Annotated in this window: 13 protein-coding genes, 3 tRNA genes and 1 pseudogene; 2 read left to right on the top strand and 15 right to left on the bottom strand. The window is 37.4% G+C overall.

The window, feature by feature from the left end; translation table 11 throughout:
• From FS875_RS01815 to FS875_RS01805, 3 genes are all read right to left on the bottom strand, one after another.
• Positions 1-310 (bottom strand): GTP-binding protein (locus FS875_RS01815; RefSeq protein ID WP_207999939.1); only part of this gene is annotated, 310 nt, incomplete at its 3' end.
• Positions 311-491: 181 nt separating this feature from the next.
• Positions 492-565: transfer RNA gene (locus tag FS875_RS01810), tRNA-Gly, on the bottom strand.
• 35 nt (positions 566-600) lie between these two features.
• Positions 601-684, bottom strand: a tRNA-Tyr gene (locus tag FS875_RS01805).
• 205 nt (positions 685-889) lie between these two features.
• Here FS875_RS01805 and FS875_RS01800 point away from each other — a divergent pair.
• Positions 890-1,720 (top strand): TrmH family RNA methyltransferase, encoded by an 831-nt coding sequence (locus tag FS875_RS01800; RefSeq protein ID WP_144752203.1) that lies wholly within the window; start codon positions 890-892, stop codon positions 1,718-1,720.
• On the opposite strand, the gene FS875_RS01795 is transcribed toward FS875_RS01800, so the two are convergent.
• The 6 genes from FS875_RS01795 to FS875_RS01770 form a co-directional block, all read right to left on the bottom strand.
• A complete protein-coding gene (locus FS875_RS01795) occupies positions 1,710-2,447 on the bottom strand; it encodes a rhomboid family intramembrane serine protease (RefSeq protein ID WP_144752200.1) in 738 nt (245 codons plus the stop codon). The genes FS875_RS01800 and FS875_RS01795 overlap by 11 nt on opposite strands.
• A gap of 560 nt (positions 2,448-3,007) precedes the next feature.
• A complete protein-coding gene (locus tag FS875_RS01790) occupies positions 3,008-3,430 on the bottom strand; it encodes a DUF2155 domain-containing protein (RefSeq protein ID WP_207999945.1) in 423 nt (140 codons plus the stop codon).
• A gap of 88 nt (positions 3,431-3,518) precedes the next feature.
• The gene (locus FS875_RS01785) at positions 3,519-3,917 is read right to left on the bottom strand and encodes an NADH:ubiquinone oxidoreductase subunit NDUFA12 (RefSeq protein WP_144752197.1); all 399 of its coding nucleotides are present in this window, start codon (positions 3,915-3,917) and stop codon (positions 3,519-3,521) included.
• 171 nt (positions 3,918-4,088) lie between these two features.
• The gene (gene gatB / locus FS875_RS01780) at positions 4,089-5,588 is read right to left on the bottom strand and encodes an Asp-tRNA(Asn)/Glu-tRNA(Gln) amidotransferase subunit GatB (RefSeq protein WP_144752194.1); all 1,500 of its coding nucleotides are present in this window, start codon (positions 5,586-5,588) and stop codon (positions 4,089-4,091) included.
• A gap of 125 nt (positions 5,589-5,713) precedes the next feature.
• Positions 5,714-7,141 (bottom strand): trigger factor, encoded by a 1,428-nt coding sequence (gene tig, locus FS875_RS01775; RefSeq protein WP_144752191.1) that lies wholly within the window; start codon positions 7,139-7,141, stop codon positions 5,714-5,716.
• 134 nt (positions 7,142-7,275) lie between these two features.
• Positions 7,276-7,358, bottom strand: a tRNA-Leu gene (locus tag FS875_RS01770).
• A gap of 168 nt (positions 7,359-7,526) precedes the next feature.
• Here FS875_RS01770 and trmFO point away from each other — a divergent pair.
• The gene (gene trmFO / locus FS875_RS01765) at positions 7,527-8,939 is read left to right on the top strand and encodes a methylenetetrahydrofolate--tRNA-(uracil(54)-C(5))-methyltransferase (FADH(2)-oxidizing) TrmFO (RefSeq protein WP_144752188.1); all 1,413 of its coding nucleotides are present in this window, start codon (positions 7,527-7,529) and stop codon (positions 8,937-8,939) included.
• A 1,045-nt stretch (positions 8,940-9,984) separates the two neighbouring features.
• Here trmFO and FS875_RS01760 read toward each other — a convergent pair.
• The 6 genes and pseudogenes from FS875_RS01760 to trkA form a co-directional block, all read right to left on the bottom strand.
• Positions 9,985-10,263 (bottom strand): HU family DNA-binding protein, encoded by a 279-nt coding sequence (locus FS875_RS01760; protein ID WP_012231443.1) that lies wholly within the window; start codon positions 10,261-10,263, stop codon positions 9,985-9,987.
• A 231-nt stretch (positions 10,264-10,494) separates the two neighbouring features.
• A complete protein-coding gene (gene lon / locus FS875_RS01755; RefSeq protein ID WP_144752186.1) occupies positions 10,495-12,921 on the bottom strand; it encodes an endopeptidase La in 2,427 nt (808 codons plus the stop codon).
• Positions 12,922-13,106: 185 nt separating this feature from the next.
• Entirely contained in the window at positions 13,107-14,381 is a 1,275-nt protein-coding gene (gene clpX, locus FS875_RS01750) for an ATP-dependent Clp protease ATP-binding subunit ClpX (protein ID WP_144752183.1), read from the bottom strand.
• A 184-nt stretch (positions 14,382-14,565) separates the two neighbouring features.
• Entirely contained in the window at positions 14,566-15,198 is a 633-nt protein-coding gene (gene clpP, locus FS875_RS01745) for an ATP-dependent Clp endopeptidase proteolytic subunit ClpP (protein WP_144752180.1), read from the bottom strand.
• Positions 15,199-15,344: 146 nt separating this feature from the next.
• Positions 15,345-16,153, bottom strand: a pseudogene (locus FS875_RS01740) (glycosyltransferase family 32 protein).
• A gap of 10 nt (positions 16,154-16,163) precedes the next feature.
• A complete protein-coding gene (gene trkA, locus FS875_RS01735; protein WP_144752177.1) occupies positions 16,164-17,540 on the bottom strand; it encodes a Trk system potassium transporter TrkA in 1,377 nt (458 codons plus the stop codon).
• Positions 17,541-17,543 lie beyond the last annotated feature (3 nt).

The raw sequence follows: 17,543 nt of genomic DNA, 5'->3' as shown, positions 1-17,543 counted from the left end.
CCGCAGAAACAACCAAAATGGCACCATCCATCTGTGCTGCCCCTGTGATCATGTTTTTCACATAATCTGCGTGTCCTGGACAGTCAACGTGGGCATAGTGACGGCTTTCCGTTTCATACTCAACGTGCGCTGTAGAAATGGTAATTCCACGGGCCCGCTCTTCTGGTGCTGCATCAATTTGATCATATGCTTTAAACTCACCAAAAAATTTCGTAATCGCTGCTGTCAACGAAGTCTTCCCATGATCAACGTGACCAATCGTTCCTATATTAACATGCGGTTTTGTTCGTTCAAATTTGCTCTTCGCCATCGCTATTAATCTCTTAACTTTATTCTCTGTCTTTGTTAGCACCTAAAAACAGGCCTGCAGAACTGAATTCAACTGGACCGTAATCAGCCCAATCACCACAACTCTTAGACGGAAAATCCCGCCCACTTTAATAATGGAATATCTTCCATTATACCTACTTGCCCAATCATCAACAACTATTTGGAGCGGGTAGCGGGAATCGAACCCGCGTATTCAGCTTGGAAGGCTGCTGCTCTACCATTGAGCTATACCCGCTTAACCCACGTGCGTACTAACTCTCCTTCGATGGATGGTGGAGGGGGTTGGATTCGAACCAACGTAGCATACGCAACGGATTTACAGTCCGCCCCCTTTAACCACTCGGGCACCCCTCCATTACACCGACAAAGTCGCGCGATGAGGCATCACGACAATCATCTTGAACACCCATTCAATTCAATCTGATTGCGAAGTGGTTATGACGATTACGATTGTATCTGTCAACAGAATAAATACAATTCTGTACAAATTTCCTGCTCATAACGTTAAATCATAGATTTTTTCTAGCTATTTTTCTTATTAAAACGCTATAAAGGAGTTATGAAAGAAAAAACATCACAAAATTCTCATTATGCTCGTTTACGTCGCCGATATCGCGATGCAAAAGGCTTTCCTTCTCGATCTTCTACATATCTGAAGAAGGAAGCCGCTTCTTTGCAGCAAGGAACTATCCATCTTTATGGCATTCATTCAGTTCAGGCTGCTTTAAAAAACCCAAAAAGAATTTTTAAATGTCTTTACGTTACACAAAACGCCTTAAAGCGATTAAATATATCCGAATCAGATTATCCTTGTCCTGTTACATTATGTACCCCCAAATATCTTGATTCGCTCGTTGGAAGTGAGGCAGTTCATCAAGGGATTGTTTTAGAAGCTTCTCCTCTCAAACCATGCCAACTATCGGAACTCACCAATACTGATCTAGTCATTGTCATGGATCAAATTACTGATCCACATAATGTTGGCGCTATTATGCGCTCTGCCGTTGCATTTAAAGCTAAAGCACTTATTACCACTTGCCGTCATTCCCCCCAAGAAAGCGGTGTTCTTGCAAAAGCGGCATCAGGGGCTTTGGAAATGATTCATTATATCACCGTAAGAAACCTCGCAGAAGCTCTTCAAGAGCTCCATCAAACAGGGTTTACAAGCTTTGGCCTCGATTCAGAAGGGAATCAACCTCTAGAAACAACATTAACAGGGAATAAGATTGCTCTTGTTTTAGGCGCAGAAGGGAAAGGCTTACGAAAAAAAACACGTGAAACAGTTTGCGCTTTAGCTCGCCTTGATATGCCTGGAAATATTAAATCATTAAATGTTTCAAATGCAGCAACAATAGCACTTTATATAACGCATAAATATCTTAGATTCTAGCCTTTATTTTTTGTGAAATATCAAAAAAGCCAACCAATAAAAAACCCGTAAAAAACCCGCCAATATGCGCTTCCCATGCTATTGAGATACCATTTTCTTCAAACAAAACGGAAGAAATACCTATGATAAAATCAGCCGCCAACCATACACTTATATAAATAAGTACACTCTTGGAACAAAGAGCTTTTTTGATGGATAATAAAGTCCCCAAAGGTTTTTCGTTTTGCCCATTGATACCTAAATAACCACTAGGAAAACCATAACGTGCAATAGCCCCCATCATTCCAGATACAGCACCTGACGCTCCAACAAGTGATATGATACTTTCTTGATGAAATGTAAAATATGTCAAAACGGAAGTAACTGCCGTTAGCACCCAAAAAATTAAAAAACGTAGAACACCAAAATGCCTTACTAAAGGAGAGCCAAAAACCAAAAGCCAAACCATATTAAGAGCAACATGTTTAAAACTACCATGCATAAATGAATAACTCACCATGGTATAAAAAAATGCGATAGGATCCGACTTAAACAATGCTGGTGTAAATGAAAAAAACTCAAGACTTTCAATATAACGCTGATGAGAAAAAAAATACTGAGGAATACAATAAAGACAAAAACAAATTACGATCAAGACAACAATAATAAAGGGAACATTCAATAAAGGTTCTTTAGGTTTTCTCGGCAATCGAGAAACATTCTTATATGGATGATAAGAAACTTTCATTGGATAAAATCTCTTCTTCTTCAGAATAATTGGTTATTCTTTACAAAAAATAAAGATACCACTCCCAATGATACGGAGTTTTTTTTACGCTTCTTCAAGATTCCTTTTTTTATTTTCAATAGCTCACCATAAAAGCACCAGTCTTTTATACAAAAGATTTTGAAAAGCGTAGATATTAAAAATATAATTTATAAAATGAATAACATCCTACTTATTGAAATGTGCAGTTTATCATGCCATGTATAAAAGCTTATGAATAAACAAACTCCTTATGGAGCATTCTATTATAAAAATATTAAATAGATATATGTTGCTTTTTGTCAGAAATATACCAATTTTTTATTTTTTTAATCACGCTATACTTTAATTGAAACTTTATGCCTTTTTAAATAGTCTTATTCACACGTCCGCCACTTATAACGAATAAGGCAATCATTTTGATCGATTCAATATAAGAAAACTCTCAATGAGAGAATCATAGAAATTTGAGCCTCTCATTCAAATTTTAAAATGATAAATAATTCTTATAAATCAATTTACTACAAATATATAATACATTATCACTGAAGAGGTAGATTTTGAGAACCCTGCTCACAATCTTTTAACCACACATCATAAATAGGATGCTCAACAGCGTTTAAACCAGGACTATCTGCAAACATCCAGCCTGTGAAAATACGCCGTATTTTTTTATCTAATGTTACTTCATTGACTTCAACAAAACCTGTTGTACGCGTTGGTTCATCTTTAGAGCTCGTATAACAAGCACGAGGCGTTACCTGTAATGCACCATACTGATAAACTTCACCAAGAGAAACTTCAAAACGCGTCGTCCGACCTGTGATTTTATCAAGACCTGCAAATACAGCAATTCCATTGCTAATACGTTCAGCCCGCCCCCCACTATTTAAGGATAAAAGCACTAAAATTCCCATTAAAAAAATATAAAAATGCCTCAACCCTAACAATAAAGAAAACCTCATCATATCAAAACCAATCGTACCTCCAAAACAACTCTTGTTATAACGTAGAGCCAAAAAAGATAAAAACACATGCGCCCATTAAAATATTTTATTTTTTAGGTGACCACGCATCATAATCTTCACGTACACAAGGACTCTCATCATTGTAAGGAATAGCCCCCTTTGGTCGATAAGCCTCACTTGTTCCTGTCATATTTGCAACGTGCGGCTTTTCCCATTCATAGGGATGATAATCCTCCTGTGTTGGTGGACACTCACAGCGATGATGAATCCAACCGTGCCAACCTGGTGGAATAGTAGAAGGTTCAGAATAGTCTCTATAAACAACCCAACGGTGCGGGTAACCATCCTTATGAAGTCCCCCTTCATAATATATATTGCCAAATTGATCTTTCCCTATCTGCTTACCTTTACGCCATGTAAAAAAACGCGTACCCATGGTATTACCATTCCACCAGGTAAAGATTTGCTTTAAAAAACGAGCCATTTTCTATTCCATTTCTTCAGTATGCTCATGCTGGAATAAATTTGTTAATGCTTTTAATTACCAAAAAAGTTGCTGGTAAATTCAGATACAACTCCAATTGATAGGATAATTTTTTATCCGTTAATTTCGAGAAGATATCATATTTATAAATTCTTCTCTACCCCACAAAATTTAATCTATGCCAAGTTTCATCTTAACTAATTCATTAACAGTTTGAGGATTTGCCTTACCACCTGTTACTTTCATTACCTGTCCAACAAACCAACCTGCTAAAGCAGGTTTTTGCTTTGCTTGCGCAACTTTATCAGAATTATTAGCAATGATCTCATCAACGGCTCTTTCAATAGCCTTTGTATCTGTTACCTGTTTCATATTGCGCTCTTCTACAATTTGGCGCGGATCTCCCCCCTCATTCCAAACAATCTCAAAAAGATCTTTGGCAATTTTTCCAGAAATAACGCCTTCTTTTATAAGATCAATAATGCTTCCCAATTGATTTGGCGATACTGGTGACTCCTCAATTTCACGATTATTTTTATTTAAAGCCCCTAAAAGATCATTAATTACCCAATTGGCAACTATTTTTCCATCACGCCCATACGCTACTTCTTCAAAATAATCAGCGATAGCTTTTTCTGTCACAAGAATGGAAGCATCATACGCTGTCAATCCCATTTCTTTAACAAAACGCGCTTTTATAGCGTCAGGCAATTCTGGTAAATCCGCGGCCAAAGCATCCACAAATGCTTGATCAAATTCTAATGGTAAAAGATCAGGATCAGGAAAATAACGATAGTCATGCGCTTCTTCCTTTGAGCGCATAGAGCGGGTTTCTCCTTTAGTGGCATCAAAAAGCCGAGTTTCTTGCTCTATGACGCCTCCATCTTCTAAAATTGCGATCTGACGACGCGCTTCATACTCAATCGCTTGACCAATAAAGCGTATAGAGTTAACGTTTTTGATTTCACAACGCGTTCCAAACGCTTCACCAGGACGACGAACGGATACATTGACATCTGCACGCATAGAACCTTCATCCATATTGCCATCGCAGGTTCCTAAATAACGAACAATCGTACGCAATTTTGTCATATAAGCTTTGGCTTCATCTGATGAGCGCATATCAGGTTTAGAAACTATCTCCATAAGCGCAACACCAGAGCGATTAAGATCCACAAAAGACATCGTTGGATGTTGATCATGCATTGATTTTCCAGCATCCTGTTCAAGATGTAATCTTTCAATTCCTATTTCAATATCCTCAAATTGACCATTTGAATCTGGACCAACAGATATAATAATCTTCCCCTCTCCTACAATGGGATAGCGAAATTGAGAAATCTGATACCCCTGCGGTAAATCTGGATAAAAATAATTCTTACGATCAAAAACAGATTTTAAATTAATACGCGCTTTTAATCCCAAACCTGTTCGAACTGCTTGACGAACACATTCTTGATTAAGAACAGGCAACATCCCTGGCATAGCCGCATCAATAAGTGATACATGATTATTCGGCTCTGCACCAAATTTGGTTGATGCACCTGAAAAAAGCTTCGAATTTGATATGATTTGCGCATGAACCTCCATGCCAATGATGACTTCCCAATCACCTGTAACGCCAGAAATAAAACGCTTAGAATTAGGTGCGCGCGTATCAATGATGCTCATTGCCAATCCACTACCAATATTTTAAAACATATCTCATAGTTTATTTCAAACCATTTACAGTACAAGCTTAGAATATAATATCACAACAACCCAATTCCATCCGGCTTGTTTTGTTTGCGGAAATATTAAGCTTTTTTAGGGGCCTTTTTCTTAGCCGATGTTTTCTCTGCAGATTTTTCTTTCGCAGCAGATTTTTTCTTTGCCGGTTTTTCTTCAGAGACATCTAATTCGTCATACTCTTTCATTAATTCTTCAATCGTCACTTCTTTATCTGTGACTTTTATCTGTGCTAACAAATGATCAATAACTTTTTCTTCAAAAATCGGAGCACGCAGATTTTCAACAGCTTCCGGTGTCTTACGGAAAAAGTCCATAATCTCTTTTTCTTGACCAGGATATTGACGCACTTGCTCAAAAACAGCTGCTTTTAGCTCATCCTCACTAACTTTAACACCGACCTTCATTCCAATTTCAGAAAGCACTAAACCAAGACGAACGCGACGTTGTGCAAGAACACGATATTCCTCCCGTGCCTTTTCTTCTGTAATACCCTCGTCCTCAAAAGTACGCCCAGCCTTTTTCAAATCATCATTAACCTGAGCCCATATATTATTGAATTCAATTTCTAAAAGTCCTTCGGGGATCTCAAAATTATAATCAGCATCTAAAGCATCAAGAATTTGACGCTTGACTTTTTGACGTGTCATCGAACCATATTGACTTTCAATCTGTCCACGAACAACCTCACGCAAGCGTTCTAAAGATTCTAAGCCGACTTTTTTTGCCGCCTCATCATCAATTTTTAATTCATCTGGTCTAAAGACAGCTTTGATAGTGATGTCAAACTCTGCTTCTCGTCCTGCTAAATGCGCTGCACTGTAATTCTCTGGGAATTTTACAGAAATTGTTTTTGCATCCCCAGCTTTTACACCAACCAATTGCTCTTCAAAACCAGGAATAAATTGTTTTGACCCAAGAATCAGTTGTGCATCGTTATCTGCCCCACCTTCAAATGGAACCCCCTCAAGCTTACCTAGATAATCTATAGTAATACGATCACCTTCTTCGGAAGATCCCTCTTTTAGGGAATAATTCCGTGTAGAAGAAAGGACGCGATTGACTTGCTCATCAATATCCTTTTCAGGAATAGCTGCAATTTCACGCGTAACTTCAATATGTTCAAAGGCTTTAATTTCAATTTTTGGTAAAACCTCATACTTTAAACTAAAAGTAAAATCGGCTTTTCCATCTAGAATCTTTTCATCTTCATCTATATCAATTTCCGGCTGCATCGCTGGACGTTCATTGCGGTCTGCTAAAACAGAACGTGGCGCATCAGCGAGTATCTCATTGAGAATCTCTGCCATAAAAGATTTACCATACATTTTTCGCAAATGCCCACCTGGCACTTTACCGGGACGAAAACCATTAAGCCTGATCTTCCCCTTGGTATCATCCAATCGTTCATTCAACTTTTTTTCTAAATCTTTCGCTGGAACCACGATCTTAATTTCGCGCTTCAGTCCTTCATTAAGCGTCTCGGTAACCTGCATTAAACACCTTCATTTTTCTAAGGAAAGGGAGAACCCCTCTCTAATCATCATTACATTCTAACACTTCAAGTGTTACATTACCATGAAGCGGAATTCCAGACACGTAGAAATCCGTAGCACTTAAGGGATTGCTTTGGTGCGGATGGAGGGACTCGAACCCCCACGGTCTCCCGCCAGAACCTAAATCTGGTGCGTCTACCAATTTCGCCACATCCGCTCAAACTTAGCAAGCTAATAACCTTATACAAGCGGCGTTTCTATACCATTAATTATAGAAAAAAAGCAAACAAATATATTAAAAAAAACTCAATACACGTCTTTCTTACAAAGAACAAAACAAAATCTATGCTTTTCATACACAGCAACTTACGCTAATAAGTCGACTATGTTAAAGACATTTGATACTCCAATTCATATTATCGGTGGCGGTCTTGCGGGGTGTGAAGCAAGCTGGCAAATCGCTCAATCAGGAATTCCTGTTGTTTTGCATGAAATGCGTCCCCAAAAAAAATCAGATGCTCATAAAACTGATAAATTGGCAGAACTGGTTTGTTCAAATTCCTTCCGTTCTGATGATTCATCAACAAATGCCGTAGGGCTTTTACATGCTGAAATGCGATTAGCAAAATCATTAATTATGAAAGCAGCTGATGCCAATAAAGTCCCTGCGGGAAGTGCTCTTGCTGTTGACCGTGATGGATTTTCAAAAACCGTGACATCAGCACTTGAAAACCATTCGCTTATAACGATCAAACGCGAAGAAATTCAAGAAATTCCTAGGGATTGGAAACACGTTATTATTGCAACAGGCCCCCTTACCTCGCCTGCACTTGCTCAAGAGTTAAAAGCAATAACCGGTATAAAAGCCCTTTCTTTTTATGATGCTATTGCACCTATTATCCATACCGATAGTATTGATATGAATATTTGTTGGTATCAGTCTCGCTATGATAAAATTGGTCCTGAGGGAACAGGAAAAGATTATCTTAATTGTCCTCTTAATAAGGAACAATATGAAGCATTCGTTGAAGCATTAAAAAATGCTGAAAAAACAGAGTTTCGTGACTTTGAAAAAACGCCCTATTTTGATGGATGCCTGCCCATTGAAATTATGGCTGAGCGCGGACTGGAAACTTTAAGACATGGGCCTATGAAACCTATGGGCTTAACTAATGCCCATAATCCCGCCGTTAAACCCTATGCTGTCGTTCAGTTACGCCAAGATAATAAACTCGGAACGCTTTACAATATGGTCGGTTTTCAAACAAAACTAAAATATGGAGAACAAGTTCGCATTTTTAGAATGATTCCCGGTCTTGAAAAAGCAGAATTTGCACGTCTTGGCGGTCTTCACCGCAATACCTATCTCAACTCTCCAATCATTCTTGATCAAACCCTTCGTTTAAAACAAAAAAAACAACTACGCTTTGCGGGGCAAATTACCGGATGTGAAGGCTACGTAGAATCAGCAGCTATAGGGCTTCTTGCTGGGCGTTTTGCCTCTGCCGAATATCATCAAAACTGTCCTTGCCTCCCCCCACTAACTACGGCATTTGGTGCTCTTTTGAATCATATTACGGGGGGACACATTATAGATGAAGAAGCAGAAAGACAATCCTTTCAGCCAATGAATATCAACTTTGGACTCTTTCCCCCTATTGCTTCTCTTAAACATTCAGGAAAACGCTTGCCAAGTAAAGAAAAAAAATTAGCAAAAAAACAAATTATAACAGCGAGAGCTCTCAATGATTGTATTCAGTGGTTAACAGATAAAGAATCAAAGAGCCCCTGTTTATAACAAAGATACATGATTCGATTCTCATCTACTGAACAAATTTCTATGACTCTCGTGAAAAAATATATTCTAAAGCCTTGTTAAAAATACTATCTCAATCGAGAGATTACTGTCTTATATTTCGGCATTTACTCAATAATATAAAAGATATGAAATAATTTTTGATAATAGAAATTTTCTTTGTTTCTATATAAATTAATTTAAAGGCATAAAATAAACATATCAATATTATCAATATATAATAATTTATTTTAGTACTATTAATATTTTTATACTCCATATATTATTTAATCATAATATTTTTTATTTCCTTAATATTTATGATAGCCTCTCATTTCAATTTTTCTGTGATGAAAAAAATACTCTCTTGCCTAGCACAAGTAAAATAAAAATATGGACCCAAGATATTTAAAACAGAACTGAATACATCTCTTCCATCTTAAATATCGTAATTTTTTGATCTCAGACTCTCTTGTAGCAATCAATAAAGACCATACGCTTAGTCCCTCAACTGCTAGATCACACTAGCGAGACTGATATTGTAAGTTAAGAGAACTATTAAAAAAAAATAAAACTATCCTTTATGCACTGGCCTCAAATGCCTATAGCGGCCAACAACGTTATAGAAACTAAAAAAGATAGCATGATATCCCCAACGAGCATCCCTATTAAGCAAAAACGGTGGTTTATAGTAGATTTTATACATTTCACAGAGTTTTTTTGTTTTATACTATTAATACTGTTTCTGAAGAAATGCTTTAGCAGTTCCATATAATAAAAGTTAACCCATATTTTATAAGCTATATAATACCCCATTATTAAAATAGAATATTTATTGAAAAGATTAAAAATTATACATTTCAAGCCTATGGCATTTTATGAAATTTCTACAATCATTTTTAAAAACATTAGTAATTCATAAAATGAGAAAAAGGGTATAAAGACTTAAAATTTTTATATGAAAGACGTATAGAATATCTCTGTATAAGAAATATCTAATAAAAAAACCCGCTTATAAATAAATCGGGTTTTTTTTATATTGTTTAAATTATTTTTTATTGACTGCTTCTTTAAGGCTTTTTCCTGCAGAAAATTTAGGTACAGAACGTGCTGGAATATCGATTTCAGCACCAGTTGAAGGATTACGCCCCTTTGTTGCAGCACGATGAGAAACTTCAAAAGAGCCAAAACCTGGAAGACGCACATCGCCTCCTGAAGCTAAAGCTTCTGTTACAGAAGCCATAAAAGCATCAACAACAGCACCAGCTTGTGCTTTCGAAACACCTGCCTTTTCAGCAACAGAACTAACCAGTTCACTTTTATTCATAAGATATTTCCTTTCCCTATATTAGCTGACAACATGACCTAATCATGTTATTGGTCAGTTTATTGAAAAGTACAGCAAACAGAAGTCTTATTTTTATCCAAAACATTGTTTTTTTAGCAATAATCACAGTTATTCACGGAATTTTTCACTTTTTTTAACAAAAAATAGAATAATAACCACGACAATGCCTTCTGCACCTTTTAAAATGCCGATATAAGTAAGATGAGTGAATCAGTGCGCAATCTGTATTCCTTCACTATCACTGTTCTCTGACCGGATAGGGACAGCCACTGTAGAAGGTTCTTTCCACTCAATCGTGTCAGGAAAACGAACCAAAGCGTGTTTCAAAACTTCACTCACATGATTTACTGGAATAATTTCCATATTATTTTTGACATCATCAGGAATATCAACCAAATCTTTTGCGTTTTCTTCAGGAATAAGGACTTTTTTTATCCCTCCTCGAAGCGCCGCTAGGAGTTTTTCTTTTAATCCACCAATTGGTAAAACACGTCCACGTAAAGTAATTTCACCAGTCATTGCAATATCTTTATGCACAGCTATCCCTGTAAGGACCGAAACAATTGCTGTCACCATAGCAATCCCAGCAGATGGTCCATCTTTCGGTGTCGCTCCCTCTGGAACATGAACATGGATATCGCATTTTTCAAAAAGTGGAGGTTCAATCCCAAAATCGACAGCACGAGAACGCACATAAGATGCTGCCGCGGAAATAGACTCTTTCATAATATCACGCAAATTTCCAGTTACAGTCATCTTGCCTTTGCCGGGCATCATCACACCTTCAATGGTCAATAACTCTCCACCAACTTCTGTCCACGCAAGACCTGTTACAACACCAATGTGATTTTCTCCTTCAATCTGATTGTAATGATAGCGTTTAACACCCAAGAAATCATCAAGATTACTTTCTGTAACCTTTACAGATTTTTGATGCGTTTTGAGAATTTTTGTAACAGATTTACGGGCTATTTTCATAAGTTCACGCTCAAGATTACGAACACCTGCTTCACGTGTGTAAAACTGAATAATCGATCTTAGTGCTCCATCAGAAATACCGAGTTCTTTTTTAGACAAACAGTGGTCTTTGAGTGCCTTTGGTAAAAGATGCTGCTTAACGATTTCCATTTTTTCATATTCAGTATAACCTGCAATACGAATAATTTCCATTCGATCCATTAATGGACCTGGAATATTAAGCGTATTGGCAGTTGTGATAAACATGACATCAGAAAGATCATATTCAACTTCCAAATAGTGATCAATGAATGTAGCATTTTGTTCAGGATCAAGAACTTCTAATAAAGCAGAGGAAGGATCTCCACGAAAATCTTGTCCCATTTTATCAATTTCATCAAGCAAGAAAAGCGGATTAGATTTTTTTGCTTTTTTCATAGACTGGATAATTTTTCCAGGCATCGAACCAATATAGGTGCGGCGATGTCCGCGAATTTCCGCTTCATCTCGTACACCTCCCAATGAGATACGAACATATTCACGCCCTGTTGCCTTTGCAATAGAGCGCGCCAATGATGTTTTCCCAACACCAGGAGGACCTAACAAACAAATAATGGGACCTTTTATCTTTGATGCACGACTTTGTACAGCCAAATATTCAATAATCCTCTCCTTGACTTTTTCAAGACCAAAATGTTCATTATTCATGACCTTTTCAGCAAAATCTAAATTGTTTTTAATCTTAGATTTTTTACCCCAAGGCATTGCTAATAACCAATCAAGATAGTTACGAACAACTGTCGCCTCTGCTGACATCGGAGACATATTCCGTAATTTTCTGAGTTCTGTTCCAGCTTTTTCCTGTGCTTCCTTGGAAAGTTTTGTACTCTTAATACGCTCTTCTAGTTCAGAGAGCTCATCGCGGCTATCATCTCCTGCTCCTAACTCTTTTTGAATAGCCTTCATTTGCTCATTGAGATAATATTCCCGTTGGTTTTTTTCCATTTGCCGTTTCACGTGCGAACGAATACGTTTTTCAACCTGCAAAACAGAAATTTCTCCTTCCATGAAAGATAGAACACGTTCAAGACGAGCTCGTACAGGTAAGAGCTCTAATATTTCCTGTTTTTCTGCAAGTTTAATCATCAAATGAGAGGCAATCGTATCAGCAAGCTTAGAAGGATTATCAATCTGACCTATTGCATTGACAACTTCAGGAGAGATTTTTTTGTTAAGCTTTACATAATTTTCAAAATAGGAAATCACCGACCTTGAAAGAGCTTCAATCTCAACATCACCCTCTCTTGGTTCTTCTGTAACAGCTGCAAAAGCCTGATGATAACCATCACTTAAAGAAAATTGACTAATTTTTGCACGTGCAGTCCCTTCAACCAAGACCTTTACCGTTCCATCAGGAAGCTTTAAAAGTTGGAGAATATTAGCAAATGTACCAATATGATAAATATCCTCTGATTTTGGATCATCATCAGAAGCATTTTTTTGTGTCACCAAGAGTATTTGCTTATCAACCGCCATCGTTTCTTCAAGAGCACGAATTGATTTTTCGCGGCCCACAAAAAGTGGAACAATCATATGGGGGAAGACGACAATATCACGAAGAGGTAAAACAGCATAAACCCCATCTCTCATTTCATCTGTCTTTTCATCAATATATTGCATAATTCTCCTTTCTGGAGCCTATGAGCTATCTATAACACCAAGCCCACCCTTAGAAAACCTCAGCTCTCCACAATACATGAAGTGGTAATTTCTAACACATAAATCAAGCATTATAACAATATTATTAGAAACGCTTATTAAATATCATTCATTAATATTTTTTTATATTCTATATCGCAGCAATGTCATGCTGATACATTTTCTTTATCTTCTGCACGTTCTGAGTAAATATAAAGAGGACTTGCTTTCCCATCAACGACATCGCTTGAAATAACCACTTTTTGAACCCCTTCAAGAGCTGGTAATTCAAACATTGTCTCAAGAAGGATCTTCTCCATAATGGACCGTAAACCACGCGCACCCGTTTTACGTTCAATTGCTTTCTTCGCGATAGCACGTAAAGCATCTTCGTGAAATGCTAACTCAACATTTTCCATTTCAAAAAGACGCTGATATTGCTTGACCAATGCATTTTTAGGTTGTGACAAAATCTGCACGAGGGCGTTAACGTCTAAATCCTCTAAGGTAGCCACTATAGGAAGACGCCCTATAAATTCTGGTATTAAACCAAACTTTATAAGATCTTCAGGCTCTAAATCACGAAAAATTTCACCAACACAACGTTCATCAGGAGCCTTAACAGTCGCAGAAAAACCAATGGAAGTTTTTTCACCACGCCCTGAAATAATCCGTTCTAAGCCTGCAAAAGCTCCTCCACAAATAAATAAAATGTTTGTGGTATCAACCTGAAGGAACTCTTGTTGCGGATGTTTACGTCCACCTTGTGGAGGAACAGAAGCAATCGTTCCTTCCATAATTTTTAATAACGCTTGCTGAACTCCTTCTCCAGAAACATCTCTTGTAATAGAAGGATTGTCAGCCTTACGAGAAATCTTATCGACCTCATCAATATAAACAATACCACGCTGCGCACGTTCAACGTTATAATCTGCTGCTTGAAGAAGCTTTAAAATAATATTTTCAACATCTTCCCCCACATAACCTGCTTCAGTTAAAGTAGTCGCATCCGCCATCGTAAAAGGAACATCAATAATACGTGCTAATGTTTGTGCGAGATAAGTTTTACCACAGCCCGTTGGACCAACAAGAAGAATATTTGATTTAGCCAATTCAATATCATTGCTTTTAGACTGATGCGCCAACCGTTTATAATGATTATGAACGGCAACAGAAAGAACACGCTTTGCATACTGCTGACCAATAACATAATCATCAAGAACGGATATAATTTCCTGTGGAGTAGGAACGCCATCGCGCACTTTAACCCCAGAAGACTTGTTTTCTTCCCGAATAATATCCATGCAAAGCTCTACACATTCATCACAGATAAATACAGTAGGCCCCGCAATGAGCTTACGCACCTCATGTTGACTCTTGCCGCAGAACGAGCAATAGAGAGTATTTTTTGATTCGTTCCCGCTATTGCTAATTTTGCTCATTTTTCTTTCCTTTCACCTCGATATATGAATACTTCGCCTTTTCAAAGGAAGCTTTTCATCATGAAAACTAAAAGACATATAGAAAATCATGAATGTCTTAATATTTTTAGGTGTTTCTCTTAATTTTTGCGATAGTTTCTATTAAACTCTTTGTTTAAAGTAGCTGTTTTTTCTATAAAAATTCTTAATCTTTTTCTTCTTTTTCAGTTTCTGCACGATACTGTATAACATCATCAACCAAACCAAATGCTTTAGCTTCTTCTGCTGTCATAAAATGATCGCGATCAAGCGTTCTCTCAATAACCTCATAATTTTGACCTGTATGTTGAACATAAATTTCATTTAAACGCCGTTTCATCTTTATAATATCTTGTGCATGTCGCTCAATATCTGAAGCCTGACCTTGAAAACCACCAGAGGGTTGATGCACCATAATGCGCGCATTTGGTAATGTAAAACGATGACCTTTTTCTCCAGCTGTTAACAATAATGACCCCATAGATGCTGCCTGCCCCATGCAAAGCGTAGAAACAGGAGGGCGAATAAACTGCATAGTATCATAAATAGCCATACCAGATGTCACGACACCTCCTGGAGAATTAATATAAAGACTAATTTCTTTTTTAGGATTTTCGGCTTCCAAGAAAAGTAATTGTGCACAAACAAGCATTGCCATACCATCTTCAACAGGACCATTAATAAAAATAATCCGCTCCTTTAAAAGACGGGAAAAAATATCATAGGCCCGTTCACCACGATTGGTTTGTTCAATAACCATAGGAACAAGGCTTAATGCTGTTTTCATTGGATCACTCATATTTTTATTTTCCTTGTCATATAATAATCGCTCTCTACACATTCAATATCTTATCCATAGGCTAACATTACTCTCTTGTGCAAGCGACAATCAAGAGCTGTTTAAGATAGATTAAAATCTCAATGGTTAAAATAGCTATAATAACTCTACCTCAACAAACTATGAACTTCAGGAATGCGAGAAACTGCCCAATGGTAAAAACTTCCTTCCTGAGGTCTTTGTGTGGTCTTGGCCTTTCTGTGAATATGAAATCCTATCAAGCGTGAATCTGTAAGCGGTTTTATGCCAAAAGCTGGTTCAAAGATGTACTCAGTTTTTCGCCCAGTCCAATAATAAAAAGTTTCCTTTTTCTTTGCCTCGTGAAAAAAACCATATTGTTTTGCTAACCGTGAAATACCGTCATTGCCAAATATCGTAACGCCAAGATTTCCCGGTAAAATTGGTATTTTTTTTCTCTTTAACCAAAATGGTCTCCAAACACGACGCTTAACCACAAGCCAATGAGGAATAATTTCTCTGCCTGCCCAATAATCTTCAAATACTTTTATAATAGGGTTATTGGGGGGAAAATAAAGGGCAGAAACACCGCCCCTTCTCTTATTTTCTCTTGCCAACCAAACCTTATTCGCATCTGGATGAAACTGTTTAATGAGATAAACATCTGTATCTAACCACACACCTTGTTGATATTTCATCAGCATAACACGAAAAAAATCCGAGAACTGAACAATTGTACATCCTGGTTTATCATCAGAAAAATGGGGATTAAGGCGATAAATTGCTGAACGTGATAAAATTGATTCGGCTTTATGCAACTCAACACCAGCAGGGAGATTATCTATTTCTTTATCATAACTAAAAAGCTTAACGCGCTGTCCAGTTTCGACCATTGAGACAAACAAAGCCTATCCACCAATCTCAACTGTCCACTATACCAAAAAGTACAAATATCCATCAATAATATATCAAAAATATTCCAAACTTACACGAAAAAGTTGTTCAACATCACGAACTCTATCAGCAAGAGCAAAAATCACTATTCTATCACCAGACAAAATACGTGTCTCTGCTGAAAGCTGTACGATTGTCTTATTACGATAAATTGCCCCAATTCTTAAACCATCTGATAAATTAAGCTCTGATAATGACTTACCAACCAATGAAGATGTTTGCATCACTTCAGCTTCAATAATTTCTGCTCGACCATTAAAAACTGAATGAACAGAACGAATACGACCACGGCGCATTTGTTGCAAAACCTTCGATATTGTAACGCTATGGGGATTAAGGTAGGCATCCACACCAACGGCGCGGCTAAACTCTTGATAGGCAACATTATTAATTAATACCATATTGGCTTTGCAACCCAATCTTTTAGCAATAATAGCGCTTAAGAGATTAACCTGATCCTGATTGGTCAATGTAATCATTAAATCGGCCTGATCAATTCCCGCATCTTGAAGAATCACTGGATCTAACACGTTACCATATAAAACTGTTGTTTTTTCAAGTTGATCAGCAATTGTGAGGGCTCTTTCTCTCTGTGATTCTATGATCTTTAATTTTAATTTATGGAGACGCTTTTCAATCGCTTGAGCAACATAAAGGCCAATGTGCCCACCTCCTGCAATAATCATGCGGTGGGCATCTTGTTCTTTATGACCAAAAAGCCCAACAGCACGACGCATCTGCTCACGAGCAACAACAAGATAAGTTATATCACCAACACGTAATTGCGTTTCTGAATGTGCAATCAATAATTCCGAGCCACGTTTAATGGCGGTAACCGTCGTGTGAAGATCTGGAAAAAGCTCTGTTAATTGACGCAAAGGTGTATTAATAACCGGACAATCTTCCATACACTCCAAAGCCAGCGCAACAATATCATCATTACAAAAATAAAGAACATCTATTGCACCAGGCAGAGCAATACGACGCAAAACCATTTCTCCAACTTCAACTTCTGGCGAAATAACCACATCAATGGGAATATTCTCTCTGGAAAAAAGCGTCTTATAGCGAGGTTCTAAATAAGATTGTGAGCGAATACGAGCAATTTTTGTGGGAACATCAAATAATGAATGAGCAACCTGACAAGCAACCATATTCACTTCATCAAACAAAGTCACAGCAATCAACATATCAGCTTTATCTGCATCTGCCGCCAAAAGAACTTCAGGACGAGAACCGTGACCAACAAAACCTCTTACATCCAATGTATCGCGAATTTTTTCAATTAATTTGGTTTCGATATCAATAACAGTGACATCGTGATTTTCAGCAGCAAGACGCTCTGCTATCCCATAACCAACCTGTCCTGCACCGCAAATAATAACACGCATAAC

Source organism: Bartonella saheliensis (assembly GCF_902162175.1).
This window is presented reverse-complemented; position numbering and strand designations above follow the sequence as displayed.

Excerpts from the sequence above, each read along its gene's own strand:
- FS875_RS01800 (WP_144752203.1), top strand. The coding sequence starts at position 890 with ATGAAAGAAAAAACATCACAAAATTCTCATTATGCTCGTTTACGTCGC.
- FS875_RS01795 (WP_144752200.1), bottom strand. The coding sequence starts at position 2,447 with ATGAAAGTTTCTTATCATCCATATAAGAATGTTTCTCGATTGCCGAGA.
- FS875_RS01790 (WP_207999945.1), bottom strand. The coding sequence starts at position 3,430 with ATGAGGTTTTCTTTATTGTTAGGGTTGAGGCATTTTTATATTTTTTTA.
- FS875_RS01785 (WP_144752197.1), bottom strand. The coding sequence starts at position 3,917 with ATGGCTCGTTTTTTAAAGCAAATCTTTACCTGGTGGAATGGTAATACC.
- gatB (WP_144752194.1), bottom strand. The coding sequence starts at position 5,588 with ATGAGCATCATTGATACGCGCGCACCTAATTCTAAGCGTTTTATTTCT.
- tig (WP_144752191.1), bottom strand. The coding sequence starts at position 7,141 with ATGCAGGTTACCGAGACGCTTAATGAAGGACTGAAGCGCGAAATTAAG.
- trmFO (WP_144752188.1), top strand. The coding sequence starts at position 7,527 with ATGTTAAAGACATTTGATACTCCAATTCATATTATCGGTGGCGGTCTT.
- FS875_RS01760 (WP_012231443.1), bottom strand. The coding sequence starts at position 10,263 with ATGAATAAAAGTGAACTGGTTAGTTCTGTTGCTGAAAAGGCAGGTGTT.
- lon (WP_144752186.1), bottom strand. The coding sequence starts at position 12,921 with ATGCAATATATTGATGAAAAGACAGATGAAATGAGAGATGGGGTTTAT.
- clpX (WP_144752183.1), bottom strand. The coding sequence starts at position 14,381 with ATGAGCAAAATTAGCAATAGCGGGAACGAATCAAAAAATACTCTCTAT.
- clpP (WP_144752180.1), bottom strand. The coding sequence starts at position 15,198 with ATGAGTGATCCAATGAAAACAGCATTAAGCCTTGTTCCTATGGTTATT.
- trkA (WP_144752177.1), bottom strand. The coding sequence starts at position 17,540 with ATGCGTGTTATTATTTGCGGTGCAGGACAGGTTGGTTATGGGATAGCA.